General features: G+C 44.8%; 15 protein-coding genes. 3 read left to right on the top strand and 12 right to left on the bottom strand.

What is annotated here, in order from left to right; translation table 11 throughout:
* Positions 1–2: 2 nt before the first annotated feature.
* The 3 genes from ACR8BL_RS00490 to ACR8BL_RS00480 form a co-directional block, all read right to left on the bottom strand.
* Positions 3–1,301: a hypothetical protein gene (locus tag ACR8BL_RS00490; protein ID WP_434750786.1), complete on the bottom strand. Its 1,299-nt coding sequence runs from the start codon at positions 1,299–1,301 to the stop codon at positions 3–5.
* A 30-nt stretch (positions 1,302–1,331) separates the two neighbouring features.
* The gene (locus tag ACR8BL_RS00485) at positions 1,332–2,057 is read right to left on the bottom strand and encodes a phosphonate ABC transporter ATP-binding protein (protein WP_434750785.1); all 726 of its coding nucleotides are present in this window, start codon (positions 2,055–2,057) and stop codon (positions 1,332–1,334) included.
* 83 nt (positions 2,058–2,140) lie between these two features.
* On the bottom strand, positions 2,141–3,331 hold the full coding sequence (locus tag ACR8BL_RS00480) for an MFS transporter (protein ID WP_434750784.1): 1,191 nt from the start codon (positions 3,329–3,331) through the stop codon (positions 2,141–2,143).
* A 212-nt stretch (positions 3,332–3,543) separates the two neighbouring features.
* Here ACR8BL_RS00480 and ACR8BL_RS00475 point away from each other — a divergent pair, with 212 nt between their 5' ends.
* Together ACR8BL_RS00475 and ACR8BL_RS00470 are read left to right on the top strand one after the other, a co-directional pair.
* Positions 3,544–4,464 (top strand): ArsR/SmtB family transcription factor, encoded by a 921-nt coding sequence (locus tag ACR8BL_RS00475; protein WP_434750783.1) that lies wholly within the window; start codon positions 3,544–3,546, stop codon positions 4,462–4,464.
* A 58-nt stretch (positions 4,465–4,522) separates the two neighbouring features.
* Positions 4,523–5,287, top strand: a complete 765-nt coding sequence (locus ACR8BL_RS00470; protein WP_434750782.1) for an HAD family hydrolase — start codon at positions 4,523–4,525, stop codon at positions 5,285–5,287.
* An 81-nt stretch (positions 5,288–5,368) separates the two neighbouring features.
* Here the strand turns inward: ACR8BL_RS00470 and ACR8BL_RS00465 are convergent, their stop codons facing one another.
* From ACR8BL_RS00465 to pdhA, 9 genes are all read right to left on the bottom strand, one after another.
* A complete protein-coding gene (locus ACR8BL_RS00465; RefSeq protein WP_434750781.1) occupies positions 5,369–7,678 on the bottom strand; it encodes a DNA topoisomerase 3 in 2,310 nt (769 codons plus the stop codon).
* 126 nt (positions 7,679–7,804) lie between these two features.
* A complete protein-coding gene (locus tag ACR8BL_RS00460) occupies positions 7,805–8,296 on the bottom strand; it encodes a Fur family transcriptional regulator (protein ID WP_434750780.1) in 492 nt (163 codons plus the stop codon).
* A 369-nt stretch (positions 8,297–8,665) separates the two neighbouring features.
* On the bottom strand, positions 8,666–10,153 hold the full coding sequence (locus ACR8BL_RS00455; protein ID WP_434750779.1) for a glutamate synthase subunit beta: 1,488 nt from the start codon (positions 10,151–10,153) through the stop codon (positions 8,666–8,668).
* A gap of 579 nt (positions 10,154–10,732) precedes the next feature.
* The gene (locus ACR8BL_RS00450) at positions 10,733–11,221 is read right to left on the bottom strand and encodes a dihydrofolate reductase (protein WP_434750778.1); all 489 of its coding nucleotides are present in this window, start codon (positions 11,219–11,221) and stop codon (positions 10,733–10,735) included.
* 27 nt (positions 11,222–11,248) lie between these two features.
* Entirely contained in the window at positions 11,249–12,043 is a 795-nt protein-coding gene (gene thyA, locus ACR8BL_RS00445) for a thymidylate synthase (protein WP_434750777.1), read from the bottom strand.
* Positions 12,044–12,325: 282 nt separating this feature from the next.
* Entirely contained in the window at positions 12,326–13,741 is a 1,416-nt protein-coding gene (gene lpdA, locus ACR8BL_RS00440) for a dihydrolipoyl dehydrogenase (RefSeq protein WP_434750776.1), read from the bottom strand.
* Positions 13,742–13,744: 3 nt separating this feature from the next.
* A complete protein-coding gene (locus ACR8BL_RS00435) occupies positions 13,745–15,067 on the bottom strand; it encodes a dihydrolipoamide acetyltransferase family protein (RefSeq protein ID WP_434750775.1) in 1,323 nt (440 codons plus the stop codon).
* 176 nt (positions 15,068–15,243) lie between these two features.
* On the bottom strand, positions 15,244–16,221 hold the full coding sequence (locus ACR8BL_RS00430; RefSeq protein ID WP_434750774.1) for an alpha-ketoacid dehydrogenase subunit beta: 978 nt from the start codon (positions 16,219–16,221) through the stop codon (positions 15,244–15,246).
* A 105-nt stretch (positions 16,222–16,326) separates the two neighbouring features.
* Positions 16,327–17,394, bottom strand: a complete 1,068-nt coding sequence (gene pdhA / locus ACR8BL_RS00425) for a pyruvate dehydrogenase (acetyl-transferring) E1 component subunit alpha (RefSeq protein ID WP_090916691.1) — start codon at positions 17,392–17,394, stop codon at positions 16,327–16,329.
* Positions 17,395–17,648: 254 nt separating this feature from the next.
* On the opposite strand from pdhA, the gene ACR8BL_RS00420 reads away from it, so the two are divergent.
* Positions 17,649–18,383 carry an alpha/beta hydrolase gene (locus ACR8BL_RS00420; RefSeq protein WP_434750773.1) on the top strand — a complete coding sequence of 245 codons (735 nt, stop codon included), beginning with the start codon at positions 17,649–17,651 and terminating at the stop codon, positions 18,381–18,383.
* Positions 18,384–18,575 lie beyond the last annotated feature (192 nt).

Below are 18,575 nucleotides of genomic sequence, written 5' to 3'. Positions count from 1 at the left end.
TTCTATTCAGCTGAGAAGTTTTTGCTTAATGCATCCTTGCCCGCCTCAGATTGTGCTACACGCGATGCAATTACCCGATCTTTCGTTCGAGTAATTTCCTTCCAGCTTTTCCCCTTTTCAAGATCCCACTGTGAAAATGTAAAATATTTGATCTCTGCTACGGTTTCATCCGTTTTGATCATTTTGAACCGGATATATTTATCCTTCTCCGATCGAGTGTCAATCGTGATTTTGCCGTACCATTCAGGCTTTAAGTTAAGATGAAACAGATCCGCATCATCCCGGAACTGAAACGATACAAACTTCTTACCTTCTTGGCCATCCCACTGGTAGAACGTATAAAACCACATGCGTGAATCAAATACGTAGTGTTCCCAGCCTTTTGGTGTTTCTTTTAATCCAAACTCAATAATACCATCATTATTCACATCACCGCTTAAAATTTTGTCATCTCTATACGTTTGATCCGGTGATTTAAAAGCGCTGACGAGTTTATTGTCTTTCACATACATAATTTGTGTAAACGAACTGCGATCATCGAGATCTGCATCCAGAACGATGCCGGTTTTCCCTTCGGCAATCTCACCACCAAGCGCGTTGTACACCTCTTTGACCGTATAATCCGTAACGACACGATCCATTTCCTTAAAGCTGTCATCCTGATATTGATACAGAGCAATGCTGGCAAAACCGTTAGCGTTCAGCGAAACAATAACAAAATCACTTTTCCCGTCTCCGCTTAAATCAAGCTCATTGCCCTGCATATCATCGATAATAACCTGATTATACGGCACGCCACCCAGTACCTGTTCCAATACCCCGCCTTTGTAAGAATATGCAGTTAAGGCTTTTTGATCCTGCAGGCTGACACCAACAATGATGTCCGGGTTCCCATCATTCGTAATATCCATGACCTTGAAAGATTCCAGCTCGTTACCCGGTACATCAAACGTCAGTTTTTTGACCCAGCTTCCTCCCTGCTCTTCCAGAATCATACCGTGGATACGTACGTTCTCATTAGGCGTCTCATAAAAAACGATGGCCTCGCGAATGCCGTCACCATTCAGATCTTCTACTCGGATCATGCTGGTGTTACTCATATCTTTGGGCCGAATCAATTTACTTTCAGGCGGTGTTTCCTTTTGCACAATGTTATACAGCTTTTCCTTGTCCGTAGACATCATCGGCGGCTTCATTAGAAGCTTGGGGTCACTGATAACCGTACAGCCGCTTAATACTGCTCCAAGCAGAACAGCCATCGAACTAGCCGCTATACAGCGTCCCCATCGCGAATTAAGCAATCTCATCACTCTTTTCATTAAGCACTCATTTTAAAGCTGGTTTTTCTCATGCTGTGTCAATCTACGTCCTCGTATATCAAAAACGATTCTGCCTTCCGCGATTCCCCAGATTCGCGAAGCATGTTGCTCTGCCAGTTCAATCGGCAGCACGGCAATAACCGTTGCTCGTTCCTCATCACACAATTTACGCAGCGTTTCCAGCACGGTACCCGCCGTATGTGGATCAAGTCCAATGACTGGTTCATCTGCCAGAACAACCTTGGCACCATGAGCAAGTGCTCTTGCAATAGCTACCCGCTGCTTCTCACCGCCGCTCATTTTTTCAGCGATTTGATGCGCTTTATCCAGTAAACCCAGACCCTCAAGGTGATCCATCGCTCCCATATAGTCATCTGAGCGTACCATCCCTGTTGCCATCCTCCACAATGGGGTCTGACCGAAACTTCCAATGAGTACATTTTTCAATGCGGTTTTCCTGGGATATAATTGCGGGTTCTGCTCCAAGTATGCCCATTCCCGTCTGATTTTTTGTTTACCGCTCCAGCCTTCCTTCAAAATATCCATGCCATCTACGGTAAAACGACCTGAATCCCACTTCTCCTTCATCGCCAAACATTTTAAAAGCATGCTTTTACCGCTCCCGCTGGAGCCAACCACCGCAATCATTTCTCCTTGCTGCATATCAAAACGAATATCACGCAGAATCGGAATACGATCCGCTCCAACGGATTTGCTCAAGTTCTCCACTCTGATCATCGCGATGTCTCCTCTTGTCCATGTTTTTCCCTACTACTAGTGTACTCGGAAATGGACATCAATTTCCATGCGAACACCAGCTTCTATTTTAACACAAATTCCACTTCCCGTTTACGCCGAAATAATATACCTGTGACGCCAAAAATGAAATACATACAACCAAGCATCACAAACATGCTGCCAGGTGACACCCAGTTGATCAACTGTCCTCCCAGATTCGGCCCCACCATACTTCCAATCGTGAAATGGAAGGACGCTACAACATTAGCTGCAGGCAGCAACACTTTAGGTAAGATATCTGCAGCATAAGCAAGTCCCAAGGAGAAGAACGAACCAACGAGCCCTCCCGCAACAAGCAGTAACACAAGCGTGAGCCAGAAATTCGTGCCTGCAAGAGGAACCAGCATAAATGCCAGGCCACCGCCGATCCCGGCTGTCATCAGAATTTTTTTCCGACCATATCGGTCACTTAACATCCCGAGTGGAAGCTGAAGGAACAATCCGCCGATCCCTATAAAAGGAAGTAATGTGGCAATCTGATTGGTATCATATCCGATTCGCAGTCCGTAAACCGGGAAATTGCTGTTCATGCCAGCTTCCATGTAACCGTATAAAAGGGCCGGCAACAGTGCATACCATGCCCAAGCGAAACTGCGGCGAAAACGCCGTTCCGGCAACTGAGCATGCTCTGCTTTTTCCGGCTTGGTATCCGGAAGCTTCATGAGTACCAGAATGAGCACGGCCGCCATGCCTGCAAAAAGCACCAGGAATGGAACTGCATCGCCGTACCCGAGCAATTTAATTCCTAATGGCCCGATACTGAAACCAAGTCCGTAAGACATACCATAAAGGGAAATATAACGCCCTCGCTTCTCAGGTGTAGTAACCAGCAGTACCCACAACTGAGCAGCATAATGCAAAGCACTGTCTCCAATGCCAACGATCAGGCGTAGCACAAACCATATTTTGATATCCGGAAAATACGGAAAAAGGATCAGGGGAAGCATCACCAGAATCAAGCCGCCAACAATCAGCTTTTTGAACCCCAGTGCTCCCAGTAAACGTTCGGCTACCAGTGTCATGGCGAATGATCCAACGTAAAGTGCAGCAGCATTCAGCCCGTTTAACCCCGGAGAAACCCCTTGTTGCTCCAGAAAAATGGATAACACAGGCAGCAACAGTCCTTGACTGATCCCTGCTGCCACAATCACGGTAATCAGGATCAGATAATTTAAAGTTGAGGGTGATATTTTAGATTTGAATATAGATGCCACGGAATTTCATTCCTCCTGCAAACGCAAACAAAGAAAAATCGCCATCGCTGACGATCTTTAGTCTGTTATTTATATGGATGTATACTTTCTTCCTAAACCGGGGCACAGCCCCGGACTTGAACATTATAGTGGACAACGCCCGGTAAAACAAGCCATAATAGTACATAAGTCGCTGTGTATATCTAGATGTGACGGGAGGATTCTGCATCATTATGGCTTATCATGTTAAAATTGATGTCTCACCGATATATGAGATGCTAAACAGCTTTTTGGTTTATGTCACGAAAAAGTGGATTCAGCATCTGGACGTTGGTCCTGAATGGATTCTGGACGTTGAAGGCAAGCTAAGTTCCAACGTGCGAGCTGCGCTTGCACCTGCTGCCACTTGGCCTTTTGACGATTTTGATGTCCTGTTTGCCTGGGCAGCTTATCAGAACACAACTTCAGAGAATAAGGACTTTCTGGACATGCTCGCAGGACTTTCAGCTGATGAACTGTTTGCGCGCATCTCTCCGTTAATGCCTGAACTTACTATAGAAGAATCAACCCGTATTCGGAACAGCTACGTCCCATTACTGCGACTATGGGATCAGCACTACTGTCAGAATATTAGCGAAGACCACCGCGTATGGCTCGAAGAAGACGCGGAAGAAAAGCGGATTTTGCTTGAAAAGATGGGCCCTGAACTGTTAATTGAATATGCCACCGCGGGTGTTATCGTTGAACCGATGCCTGGATTAAACGAAGTCATTCTGTTCCCAACCGTGCATAACCGTCCAATTAACATGTATTGCTTTTATGAAGGCATGATGATTATTCAGTATCCTGTAGATACACCTGAAGAGAATGAAGATGAACCGCCAACGTGTTTGTTAAGATTCACCCATGCTTTGGCAGATCCCGAAAGACTTCGCCTGTTAAGATATGTATCGGATGAACCCAAGTCACTCTCCGAGATGTGTGAAGAGCTGGGCAAAGACGAAGATCCTGTTAAGGATCAGGTCATGGCCCTTCGCATTGCAGGTCTGCTGCGTACACATTTGCTGGGGAGCAACCGTAAAGAAAAATACAGCATCCGTCCAGATGGTGTATCTGAATTGAATATGTTTCTGGAATCCTACATTCGCATCTGAGTGATATAACCGGATTGTGAGTTTTCCGCAACAAGCGCAGGCAAGGAGTGAGCTAGCTTTGACTTTATCAAAACAACATATATTGTTTGACCTCGATGATACACTTGTGTATTGCAACAAATATTTCAATCTGGTTCTGGGAGAGTTCTTTGAGAACATGCAGCAATGGTTTGACGGTCATGCCCTGACCACACAGCAGATTCGGGAGAAACAGCTGGAAATAGATGTTACCGGCGTGAACAAAGTCGGGTTTGCAAGTCACCATTTTCCACAGTCCCTGATTGATACGTATCGATACTTTTCCCAAAAATATGCCCGAGCGACTTCACCCAAAGAAGAAACGTATCTGAGCAAACTGGGCATGAGTGTTTACACTCAGGAAGTTGAGCCTTACCCACATATGGTAGAGACTTTGGAAGAGCTTAAGTCTGCTGGGCATTCTCTTTATTTGTATACTGGCGGAGAGACAGTCATTCAGCAACGTAAGATTGATCAGATGAAACTCTCCATCTATTTCGATGATCGAATCTATATTCGTCAGCACAAAAATGTTCAAGCACTGGAAGGCATCCTGTCCAAAGGGCCATTCGACCGACGAGCAACCTGGATGATTGGCAACTCGCTTCGTACAGACATTATGCCTGCCGTGAATGCCGGAATTCACAGCATCTATATCAAACAGCCCAACGAATGGCAATATAACATTGTTGAGCTGCAGCCAAATCCGAACACTTCCATGTATACGATCACTGCACTGGAAGAGGTCCCCAAAGTTATTCATGAAGATATACAACAGCAGCAACAAAAGAGAACCCTTGGTTAGAGGGTTCTCTTTTCGTTCAGAAACCAGAAACCCCTTCTTCTGTAATAGGAGATACCGGGTTTCTTTTTTATATGTGCAAATTTACGATGAAGCTTCCTGCTTCTCTCCGGATAACTGGCCTGTGACAACATCCTTCAGAATAATACGCGCCTTCACCGTGCTTCCATCCTTGCGTTTGAATGAGAGAACTTGTGTGCTGCCCTTCTCTACTAAGGACTTCAGCATCGTGCTTGTTATTTTTTTGCCAGCATATTCTTTCCATACCACAAATGTACATCCTTCTTTGAAACGAGAACAGCCATATCCCTTCTTGCCCTCAATAATATGCCCGTTGCATCCAGGTGACGGGCATGAAGCAAGAACTTCCCTTGCTCCGGGACGTGCAGCGCTCATTTGCATGGTTGTACGAGTAGTTGAAGCTGTCTTTGCAGCTGATGCCTTGGTTGTTCTCGCATCATTAGTAGATTTAGCAGCTGTTTTGCTCACAGCCGTTCTACCGTTCCCTTTGCCTCTGCTCCCACGAGCATCTTCACCAAACGCGTCAGCTGCAGCCGGAGCCTGCACACGGACTTTCTCAATAATAGATAACGTGAATTTCTTGACGTTTTCCATGAACTTGTCCTGTTCTGCTTCACCTTTGGAGATTTGATGTAACCGGCGTTCCCATTGTCCCGTCATCTCAGGTGAGGTTAGCAAATCCACACCGGCACGACGGATCAATTCAATCGCTGTTCGTCCCTTAAGGGTCAATTGCATCTTCTTCCCCTGCATCGTAATGTAACCTACGTTTTTGAGACGTTCGATCGTAGCCGCTCGTGTAGCTGGGGTTCCCAGACCGCTATCCTTCATTGCATCACGCAATTCTTCATTCTCAATCTGTTTGCCTGCACTCTCCATCGCCTTGAGCAGCGTACCCTCGGTATAACTTTTGGGCGGCTGGGTCGCTTTCTCCTTAAACTCACTCTTCGTACATTGAACAGGCAAATCAGGCTGTACGGCAAAAGCTTTGTCCGTCCATTCCTCTGTTTCCTCTTCTTCATTGCTGTTTTTCTTCGCTTTTTTCTTACCCGAAGCACCTTGCTCCGGATCACCTGAACCAAGTACCACCTTCCAACCGATGGACAACAGTTCTTTTACAGACGTTTTGAACTGATGTTTTTCTACTTCGGTAAGTACAGTATGCTGTTTATACTCAGCTGGTGGATAGAAATGAGACAGAAATCGTCTCACAATCAGATCATAAATATTCTGCTCATCCTTAGACAGCGTTCCCGGGCGTTTTAATGTTGGCAAAATGGCATGGTGATCCTCTACCCGGCTTGGGTTGCAGACCCCTTTGTTATTTTTATGCACCAGTTCAGGCTTGGCATTCAAAGCTAGCTCGCTGTATGTTCCGTTCTTAAGCAAATTCAGCGTTTTATGCATACCTTCAATGTTCTGCTCCGTCACATAGTTTGAATTCGTACGAGGGTATGAGATTACCTTATGTTTTTCGTACAGGGCCTGTGCAATATCTAACGTTTTCTTCGCCCCATAACCATATTTCGCATTCGCCTCACGTTGCAAAAGTGTAAGATCATACAAGCGGTATGGATAATCCTTCGTTTGCTTGGCTTCATACTTGATAATCTGGCCTGTCTTGCCTTTGACACTTGTCGCAATTGATTCTGCTACTTCGCCATCTGTCAGTTTATCACCCTGACGCACGCCGCGGTATTCTACCCCTTCCTGTCGAAACCAGGCCGCTACTTCATAGAACGTCTGTGATTGAAACGCCTCAATCTCTATCTCACGATCATAAATTAACGCTAATACGGGTGTCTGCACACGGCCCACAGACAAGAGTGCATTGTGCCTTGTTGTAAACGCCCTTGAGGCATTCATGCCAATCAGCCAGTCTGCTTCACTTCGTGCACGGGCAGCATGTGTCAGATTTTCAAATTCAGCCCCATCTTTCAGTCCATCAAACCCACGTCGAATGCTTTCAGCTGTCAAATCCGATATCCACAGACGTTTTACAGGCTGACGCAGCTTCAATTGCTGCTGAATAAGCGCAAATATATACTGTCCTTCCCGCCCGGCATCACAAGCATTAACAATCGCTGAAGCTCGCTTTGCAAGTTCTCCAATCATTTTAAGCTGATCCTTCGTCCTCGGATTCGGTACAATTTTAAATTGATCCGGGATGATCGGCAAATCCGCGATGTTCCAGCGCTTGTATTTTGAATCATAGGCATCCGGTTCAGCCAGTCCAAGCAAATGTCCAATCGCCCAAGTGATGATGTATTGTTCACCTTCCAGGTAGGTACGATTATTTTTTGCTTTTGGTTCTATGACGGCGGCAATGGTTCTACCCATATCGGGTTTCTCCGCAATAACCAGTGTCTTCATCCGTCCATCTCTCCTCCTATTACCGCCAGCATGACGGCAAAAAGGGGACTTCCGCCGACGGAAGCCCCTTGCTTCTGAAACTCATTATATCAGATTTTGGATTCAAGAGCATCTATCCGTGATGAATTAACCGGCAGCTTGCTCTTCGAGCGTTTGTTTTTGTCTGCATTCTTTGCACACACCTTGAAAGTCCAGTCGATGGTCTGTGACAGCAAAACCGTACTGACGCAAAACCTGCTGCTCCAAACGCAGCAGACCATCTTCCATAATTTCTTCTACGCTGCCGCATTCGGTACAGATCAGATGGTGATGATGATGAGAGCCATCTGTGCTGCGCAGATCAAAGCGAGCCGCCCCATCGCCGAAATTGATTTTCTCTACAACCTGTAAGTCACTGAGTAGCTCCAGTGTGCGATAAACCGTTGCGAGTCCAATCTCTGGAAACTTTTCTTTCACCAAGAGAAATACTTCTTCTGCACTAAAATGATCCTTCTCATGTTCCAACAGTACACGTACTGTCACTTCACGTTGTTGAGTTAACTTGTATCCTTTATCAACCAATTGGTTTTTAATTTGATGAATTTGCTCTGAAATGGACTTGTCCCGATTACTTGCCATACGGGTGCACCTCCGTTATAAATTAGGTTCCCTTTTCTTACTTAAACCATTCTTCATTCAATTACTCGGATCGTAATAAACAACACTATATTGTAAAACTTCATATCCGGTTTACAATATACATAAATTATATTTTGTTTTAGCTTATTTATAATAATTATAATCTAATAATAAGTCTTCATCTTAGAAAATGCAATGCTTTCTATCACACTTTCACAAGAACTGGGAATAACCAAGGTTTTCTTTGTAAAAATGCATAGAAAAATAACCCTCGCACATGCGAGGGTTATTTTTCTCTTTATTTATGCTATTCATATTTCATGACATTAATAATGATAGTAGTAAAGTAGAATAAGCTATATATCAAGCTTAAACCAATACTGTTGCACCCATCAAATATTTATCGACTTCACGTGCCGCTTCACGACCTTCATTGATGGCCCATACGACCAGACTTTGACCGCGACGCATATCACCTGCTGCGAATACTTTGTCTACGTTTGTGTTGTATTTGCCATAACGTGCTTTCACATTCGTACGGCGATCCGTTTCAAGTCCCAACTGCTCAACCAACGTTTGCTCCGGTCCATCAAAACCGATGGCAATCATCGCCATCTGCGCAGGGAATACCCGCTCTGTACCTGGCACTGGTTGATAGATTTTGCGTCCAGTCTCATCGACGATACGTTCAATTTGAATCGTATGCAATTCTTTGAGATTGCCCTCTTCATCACCTACAAATTTGGTGGTCATGATGGAGAATTCACGCGGATCTTGACCAAACAATGCTTTGGCTTCTTCCTGGGCATAGTCCAGTGTGTACACATTCGGAAATTGCGGCCACGGATTGTTAATCCGATCACGTTCAAGCGGCGCCTGAGTGTGGGTACCAAATTGCGTTATGGTGCGGCAGCCGTGGCGCAGCGATGTAGCTACACAGTCAGAACCCGTATCTCCGCCCCCGATTACAATAACATCTTTATCCTTCGCGGAGATGTAGTTGCCATCCTCCAGGTTGGAATCCAGGAAGCTCTTAATGCTACCATTCAGGAAGTCCATTGCATAATGTACCCCTTTCAAGTCAGCACCTTCGATGTTGAACTCACGCGGCTTGGTTGCACCGCCACACAGAACAACAGCATCATATTCATTAACGAGTTGCTCAGCCGGAATATCTTTTCCGATCTCTGTATTCGTAATAAACTGGATTCCTTCAGCTGCCAGCAGATCTACACGACGCTGTACCACTTTTTTATCCAGTTTCATCGTTGGAATTCCGTACATCAGCAACCCACCGACACGGTCCGAACGCTCGTATACCGTTACCGTATGCCCTGCCTTGTTTAATTGAGCAGCTGTTGCAAGTCCCGCTGGACCTGAACCGACTACGGCTACACGTTTGCCAGTGCGTTTCTCCGGTGGCTGTGGTACAACCCAGCCCTCTTCAAATCCTTTTTCAATGATGGCTTCTTCAATGGTTTTGATCGTTACAGGCTGACCAATCAGTCCCACTGTACATGAGCCTTCACAAGGAGCTGGACAGATACGACCTGTAAACTCCGGGAAATTGTTTGTTTTGTGAAGGCGCTCCAGCGCTTCCTTCCACAAACCGCGATAGACGAGATTATTCCACTCTGGAATCAGGTTATGAACCGGGCAGCCTGAAGTGCCGCCAGTCATATCTATACCTGTATGGCAATAAGGGGTACCACAATCCATGCATCTTGCACCTTGTGTTCTGAGCTCTTCTTCAGCCATATGTTTATGAAACTCTTCCCAATCCTTGATGCGCTCCGCCGGCTCTCGATCGGCAGGGAGCTGCCGTTTGTATTCCATAAATCCAGTAGGTGTAGACATCTTACGTTTCCCCCATCCGTTCTTGTCTTAATCCCTTCATGTGCATGGCTCTATATGAAATGGATTACTCTTTTACCTGAGTTTTTGTCTATTGTATCACAAAATATGCTCAAAGATATTTCAATAATAGTAGCATTTACGACATTGAATATTAAATGGATTATCCGCATAATTATTTGTATTTTATACATCATAGCGTTCATATGAACGTATGGTCAATAGCTTTATTTTGGACATAAAACGCAACCTCGTGCTTCATATCAAACGAAAGTTAAAGATATAAATCGAATAAACGTCATCTTAATGTAAGATAAAATACCATTAAAATCAAGATTTTTGAGAAAGTCCATTGTGACTCACGATTACAACACATGATTTAAAGCTTTACAACGTTGAAATCCAACAGTTTTTAGACTATCCAGTCATTCCCTCATGTTCATTCTATGTATATTATGCAAAATAAACCAGTTAGATGTTATATTGATGTGAAGAATAATCCAATCGGACATGAGTATCTATAATTACATAAAAAAAGACACTGTTCACGAAAATTCGCGGAGCCAGTGTCATTGATATCTTCTATCTTTTACGCTCGTAAAACTCGAATGTAAAAGGGTAAACATTTTTTTCGTCTTGCTCGCCTTCAATCTGCTTCTTTAACTCCCATTCTGACCAGTCTACTTCAGGAAAAAAGGTATCTCCCTCAAACTCTTCATGAATTCTGGTCACAATGAGCCGATCTGCAAACGGTAAAAACTCCCGATATACCTGAGAACCTCCGATCACACAAAGTTCTTCACCCTGAGCTACCTTCACTCCCTCTTCAATCGTATGTACGATCTCAGCATGCTCCGCTCTGTAATTCAAGTCCCGGGTGACGACAATATTACGGCGCTGTGGAAGGGGTTTACCGCCAAAAGACTCCCACGTATTACGTCCCATAATAATCGTTTTGTTTATCGTTTGCTGTTTGAAAAAAGCCATATCTTTTGGCAATCGCCAGGGTAGAGAGTTATTACGTCCAATTACACCATTCTCTCCCATTGCCCACACCAGTTCAATACTCAAGGGCCGCACTCCTTCCATTGAATTTATTTAAACGGCAATTGGAGCTTTAATGCCCGGATGATGTTCATAATTCTCAAATTCAAAATCCTCAAACTTGTAATCAAAAATGGAGTCGGGCTTACGCTTGATCACCAGCTTAGGCAAAGTAAAAGGTTCCCGCTCCAGCTGCGTTTTCACCTGCTCCACATGATTGGAATAGATGTGCACATCACCGCCAGACCAAATAAAATCACCTACTTCAAGATCACATTGCTGAGCAATCATATGTGTCAGAAGTGCATAACTCGCAATATTAAACGGCAAACCGAGGAAGGTATCCACGGAACGCATCGTCAGCATACAGGATAATTTACCCTCAGCCACATAAAATTGAAACGCAAAATGACAAGGTGGCAATTTCATGTTGTTAATCTCGGCCACATTCCACGCACTCACCAAATGACGGCGGGAATCCGGATTGTTTTTGATCGAATCCACAACCGCTGCAATCTGATCTATTTTCTCCCCGTTCGGTGCTTCCCATGTACGCCACTGCGAGCCATACACCGGTCCAAGATCACCGTTCTCGTCTGCCCAGTCATCCCAGATCTTCACACCATTTTCTTTCAGATAGGCAATATTCGTATCTCCGCTCAAAAACCACAACAACTCATGAACGACCGATTTCAAGTGAATTCGTTTGGTCGTTACAAGTGGGAAACCTTCGGACAAGTCGTATCGAAGCTGTCTGCCAAATACGGATTGCGTTCCCGTTCCAGTACGATCCCCTTTGTGCACGCCATTATCCAATATATCTTGTAATAAATCGAGATAGTTTTTCATGTTGGTATCTCCTCGCATCTCTATATATGTTGCACACTCACTCATACCCATTAGGGTGCAGACTTCTCAAGTCTGATCATTACTAAAGTGTACCACAATTGAGTACTAGGATGAAATGAATTCACTAAACAAGTTGAGGAGTGTATTCTTCCATCATTTTATGCACACCGATATCCTGATCTTCTCAATTACAACTCAAAAAAGAGACGAACAACGCGTTAGCGCCATTCGTCTCTTTTGAATGTAAATATAATGCCGGACGAATCCGATGCTTCGATGATCTTAGCGGGAGATAATGTGGATCGGGTGACCCATTACCAATTCCGCTGCTTCCATCACGATTTCGCCCAAAGTTGGGTGAGCGTGAATAGTCAGCGCCAGATCTTCCAAAGTTGCACCCATCTCGATTGCAAGACCAAGCTCAGCAATCAAGTTGGAAGCTTCCAGGCCAACGATTTGGCAACCCAATACAAGGCCACTTTCTTCGTCAGCAACGATTTTCACGAAGCCTTCAGCATGGTTCAAAGATACTGCACGGCCATTACCCGCGTAAGGGAATTTGCCTGATTTCACTTTATAACCTTTTTCTTTTGCTTCTTTCTCCGTGTAACCTACGCTAGAGCATTCAGGATCTGTGAACACAACTGCTGGCATACATTTGTAGTCTACTACAGATGGTTGTCCAGCGATTGCTTCCGCAGCCACTTTACCCTCATAAGAAGCTTTGTGTGCAAGAGCGAGACCGGATACGATATCACCAATTGCGAAGATGTGAGGAATACTTGTGCGACCTTGGTGGTCAACTTTAACGAAACCACGCTCGTCAACGTCAACACCGATCATATCAAGACCCAGTTCTCCATCTGTGTTTGGACGACGTCCTACAGTAACGAGCAGGTAATCTGCAGTTACTTCTTTGGACTCACCATTTACAGAATATTTAACAGTTACATCTTTATCTGTTTGCTCAGCGCTTTCTGCTTTTGCACCCGTTACGATTTCGATGCCTGTTTTCTTCATGTTTTTAGCCACAAGGCTAGTCATGTCTTTATCGAAACCTGGCAATACAGTATCCAAACCTTCGATAATCGTTACTTTCGAACCGAATTTGGAGTACATTTGACCAAGCTCAGCACCTATGTAGCCGCCGCCGATAACGATCATGCTTTTTGGTACTTCAGGCAGGTTCAAAGCTTCTGTCGAAGACAAGATGCGTCCGCCAAACGGGAAAGGTTTCAGTTCGATTGGACGGGAACCTGTTGCAATAATTGCATTTTTGAATTTGTAACGCGGAGATTCATGATCGTTGAATACACGCGCTTCGTTTTCGTTGATGAACATGCATTCACCGTTGAAAACTTCAACTTTGTTGCCTTTGAGCAAACCAGCTACGCCGCCAGTCATTTTCTTAACAACGCCGTTTTTGAATTCTTGAGTTTTGCCAAAATCCACTTTTACGTTCTCTGCGGAGATACCAAATGCTTCGCCGTGGAGTGCGGATTCATATTGGTGTGCAGCCGAGATCAGAGCTTTGGATGGGATACATCCGCGGTTCAAACATACACCGCCCAGCTCGGATTTGTCTACGATCAATACGCTTTGGCCCAGTTGTGCAGCACGGATGGCAGCTACATAGCCACCAGGTCCTGCACCAATTACTAATGTGTCGATATTAAGAGAAGCGTCGCCTACTACCATATCTTACACCTCCATAACAAGCAGCTCAGGGTTAGCGAGCAGCTGTTTAATGTAATTCATAAAGTTTTGTGCTGTTGCGCCATCGATGATACGGTGGTCGAAGCTCAAGGACAATGCCATTACAGGTGCTGCAACAACTTCGCCGTTTTTGATAACCGCTTTTTCGCTGATGCGTCCTGTACCCAGGATTGCAACTTCTGGGAAGTTGATGATTGGAGTGAAGAACATACCGCCAGCAGAACCGATGTTACTGATGGAGATTGTGCTTCCTCTCATTTCGTTCGCGCTCAGTTTGCCATCGCGTCCACGAGCTGCCAGATCACGAATGGAATCAGCGATCATCCAGATGGATTTGCGATCAGCATCTTTGATTACAGGAACGATCAAACCGTTGTCTGTATCAGTAGCGATACCGATGTTGTAGTATTTTTTGTACACAATTTCATTGGCTTCTTCATCAATCATTGCGTTCAAAGCAGGGAATTGACGGGAAGCTGCAACCAATGCTTTTACGATGAATGGCAAGTAAGTAACTTTTGTACCTTTTTTCTCTGCGATTGGTTTCATACGTGTACGGAAAGCAACAAGCTCAGTTACGTCCACTTCGTCCATGATTGTAACGTGTGGTGCAGTGTAAGCCGATTTAACCATTGCATTGGAGATCGCTTTACGAATACCTTTGAATGGTACGCGCTCTTCTTCAAGGTATTGATCAGCTGCTGCCGCTGCAGGTGCTGCAGATTTTTTCTCTTCTTGAGCCGGAGCTTCGGAAGATGCTGCTGCGGAAGAACCGCCACCATTTTTGAAGGATTCCACATCTTCTTTGGTAACTTTACCGTTGTTGCCAGTGCCGTTAACCTGAGCGATGTCTACACCTTGCTCACGAGCAAATTTGCGTACGCTTGGCGTAGCCAAAACGTCTTTAGCAGGTACTGCAGGAACGTTATTGTTGCCGCCTTCTTGAGCTGCATTGGAGCTGGAAGCTGCTGCAGATGAACCACTTGTGTCCGCTCCGCCTTGTGCTGCTTCTTTCTCTTGTGCACCTTGGTCTTCAGCAGGAGCGTCGTCTTGCTCAGGCAATTCGCCTTCAGCATCGATAATCGCTACAACTTCACCAACATGGCAGACTTGACCGTCTTTAGCGAAAACTTCAGTTACTGTTCCGTTAACCGGGCAAGGAACCTCAACGACCGCTTTGTCGTTCTGTACTTCCATGATGATATCGTCATCAGTTACTTTGTCCCCGACTTTGATGTGCATCTTGATGATTTCGCCTTCGTGAAGGCCTTCGCCCAGTTCAGGGAATTTATATTCAAATTTAGCCAACTGAAAAACCTCCTTGATTATGTGCTCAATCCTGAAAACAACCCTTAACTCCAAAAACTAACTGTTACTGCGAGTGCAAATAACTGTCAATCAAGGGGCTAATGGCTGTTTACAGTGCAGCCTGTGCTGCGATGTGAATCACCATACTGCGCCTTGCGGCATGTCAGATGATTGAATTAGAAATTAACGACTTTGTTAACCGCTGCAATGATGCGCGCAGGGTTAGGCAGCCATGTATCTTCGATTTGTGCAAAAGGATATACTGTATCCGGGCCAGCTACACGCAGAACCGGTGCTTCCAAGTGCAGGATCGCTTTTTCATTGATTTGTGCAATGACTTCAGCCGCAACACCTGCGCTCTTTTGAGCTTCTTGTACAACAATCGCACGGTTTGTTTTCTTAACGGAAGCAACAACCGTATCGATATCGATCGGGCTGATCGTACGAAGGTCGATAACTTCAACTTTGATACCTTGTTTTTCAAGCTCTTCTGCAGCTTTTACAGAAGTATGAACCATCATACCGTAAGTAATGATCGTTACATCAGAACCTTCACGAACAACGTTTGCTTTACCCAGTTCAACAACATAGTCTTCTTCAGGAACTTCTGCACGGAAAGCATGATACAGATTCAAGTGCTCCATGAAGAATACAGGATCGTTGTCACGGATAGAAGCGATCATCAGACCTTTTGCATCGTAAGGGTTAGAAGGAACTACCACTTTAATACCCGGAGTTTGCGTGAGCAAACCTTCCAGAGAGTCTGTGTGCAATTCAGCCGCTTTTACGCCGCCACCAAATGGTGTGCGGAATACGATTGGAGAATTGTATTTACCGCCGGAGCGGAAACGCATACGAGCAGCTTGAACCACCATTTGGTCAAGGGCTTCGAAGATGAAACCTACGAATTGAATCTCAGCTACCGGACGGAAGCCTTGAATACCCAAACCTACAGCCAGACCGCCGATTGCGGATTCAGCCAGCGGTGTATCAAATACACGCTCTTCGCCAAACTCTTTTTGTAAACCTTCCGTTACACGGAAAACGCCGCCTACATTACCTACGTCTTCACCGAAAAGCAAAACGTTAGGGTCACGTTTCAACTCTACGCGAAGCGCATCACGAATTGCTTCTTTCATGTTCAATTGTGCCATTTGCTTCATTTCCTCCTTAAACATTGACAGTTCACATTTGAATTCATACATGTATACCGGGACACCAGAAGCGGTGCCGGATGTTTATGCTTTATCGGAAAAAACTTATTGGAAATCAGCTTTTTGCTCTTCCAAGTGCTTAGGCGTTTGTTCGAACATGCTGTCGATCAAGCCTGAAATCGTCATTTTCTCGGTTTTTTCCGCTTTTTTAATCTCTTCGTTCACTTTTGCTTTTGCTTCTTCTTTCACACGTGCTGTATCTTCTTCAGTCCACAGACCTTTTTTCTCCAGATACTTAGCGAAACGTGCGATAGGATCTTTTTCGCTCCACTCTGCTTCCTCTTCTTTTGTACGATACTTGGAAGCATCATCCGAAAGGGAGTGTGGACGGAAACGATAGGTTACTGCTTCGATCAACGTTGCGCCTTCTCCGTTACGTCCGCGCTCAGCAGCTTCCTGAACCGCTTTGATAACAGCGAAGATGTCCATACCGTCAACTTTAACACCTTTGATACCTGCTGCTACCGCTTTGTGAGCGATGGACAGAGCTGCTGTTTGTTTAGCAAAAGGAGTTGTGATGGCATAGCCGTTGTTTTGTACGAAGAAGATTACAGGCAGTTTGTATACACCAGCGTAGTTCAGACCTTCGTAGAAGTCACCTTCGGAAGAACCGCCATCACCTGTGTATGTGATAACTACTTGTTTTTGTTTCTTCAATTTGTAACCCATAGCAATACCCATTGCGTGCAGGATTTGAGCACCAATGATGATTTGCGGCATCAACACGTTAACGCCATCCGGAATTTGTCCACCATGTTGGTGTCCACGGGAGTACAAGAATGCTTGATAAAGAGGAAGTCCATGCCATACGAGTTGCGGAATGTCACGATAGCCAGGACATACAAAGTCTTCTTTTTCAATTGCAAATTCACTACCAACCATTGTAGCTTCTTGACCAGATACTGGAGCATAGAAACCAAGACGACCTTGACGGCCCAGGTTTACTGCACGGTCATCCCAAGTACGGGTAAATACCATGCGGTACATAATTTCTTTTAATTGATCATCGGAAAGCTTAGGCATCATGTCTTTGTTAACAATTTCGCCGTCAGGAGACAGCACGGACAGAGCTTCTACATCCTCTGTATACACTTCATAAGGAACCTTGCTCATTTTTTTCTTCACCTCAACAAAAAATTTGAATATCAAGTTCCGCTGTTATATTATTATTATACACCTGTTTCACTGCATACGTCAAAGAAATCCGTAATATTTTTATGTTTCCTTTCGGATTGTATGTATAACAGAGGTTTAATATTGGTATAACAGCATAATACATGATTACGTGTTTGACCTATCCTCGCACCAGGTTAATCTTACCGTATTGCAAGGTCGAATGCAAAAATAACCCGGAAAGGTGACGTTTTATGACGGATTCCCGCTATTTGAAACGCACAATTGTTAAAGAAGAGATCGAGAGTCGTTTTCTCGGTGAGAAACGCACTCTGCGTATTTATCTTCCCCCAGGCTATAATGAGTTGCTTAGCTACCCTGTCGTATATTGTCAGGATGGCGAGGAATTTTTCAACTTTGGCCGAATTGCCACCACCGCGAATCGCATCATTCTCGATGAAGGCGCCGAACCTTTCATTATTGTAGGGGTTCAAGTGGACGTCTCTGTAAGGACTCAAGAGTACGCTCCTTTTGGCAGCCGATTCAAAGACTACACGAAGTGCTTCGCAGAAGAGATTATTCCCTATGTAGAAGAGAAATATCCTGTAAGACGCTCTCCGCAGGAACGTATTCTTGCCGGTGACTCGCTGGGCGGTAGTGTTTCGCTTCATCTGGCGTTGATGTACCCTGAGCTGTTTACCCGCGTCATCAGCATGTCCGGTGCCTTCTACTCTGCTTCCCAGGAAATCTACGCTGCAGCTGAAGACCTGTCCTGGTTGTCGATCTGGATGATTGTTGGTTTGCAGGAAACGGCCTTTGAAGCTGATACTGGAACGTATGATTTTGTGCAGCTGAATCGGGATACCCGCGATCTGCTGGAGAAACGTGGTGCTCTCGTCTCCTATCAGGAGAAAGACGGGAATCACCAGTGGGGCTTTTGGCAAAAGGAACTGCCAGATGCTTTGCTTTACTTTTTGCAAGAAGCATAATTGAAGAGAACACCAAAGATAATGTAGGAAGAATCAAAGCATTATAATAACCATTCAAAATTTGTTAAACAGGCGGCTGCTTAGCCGTCTTTTCTTTTTTTATCTTTACTATCGGCCAATTTATTGTTAACGCTTACATTCATGCACTGAAAAAGAAGCAGGAGTTGCGAATTATTGCCTTCCTGCTTCTTT

It is taken from the genome of Paenibacillus amylolyticus, assembly GCF_051136285.1.
In the GTDB taxonomy this organism is placed as follows: Bacteria; Bacillota; Bacilli; order Paenibacillales; family Paenibacillaceae; genus Paenibacillus; species Paenibacillus amylolyticus_F.
The sequence above is the reverse complement of the archived record's forward strand: the minus strand, read 5'-3'. Positions and strand labels throughout refer to the sequence as shown.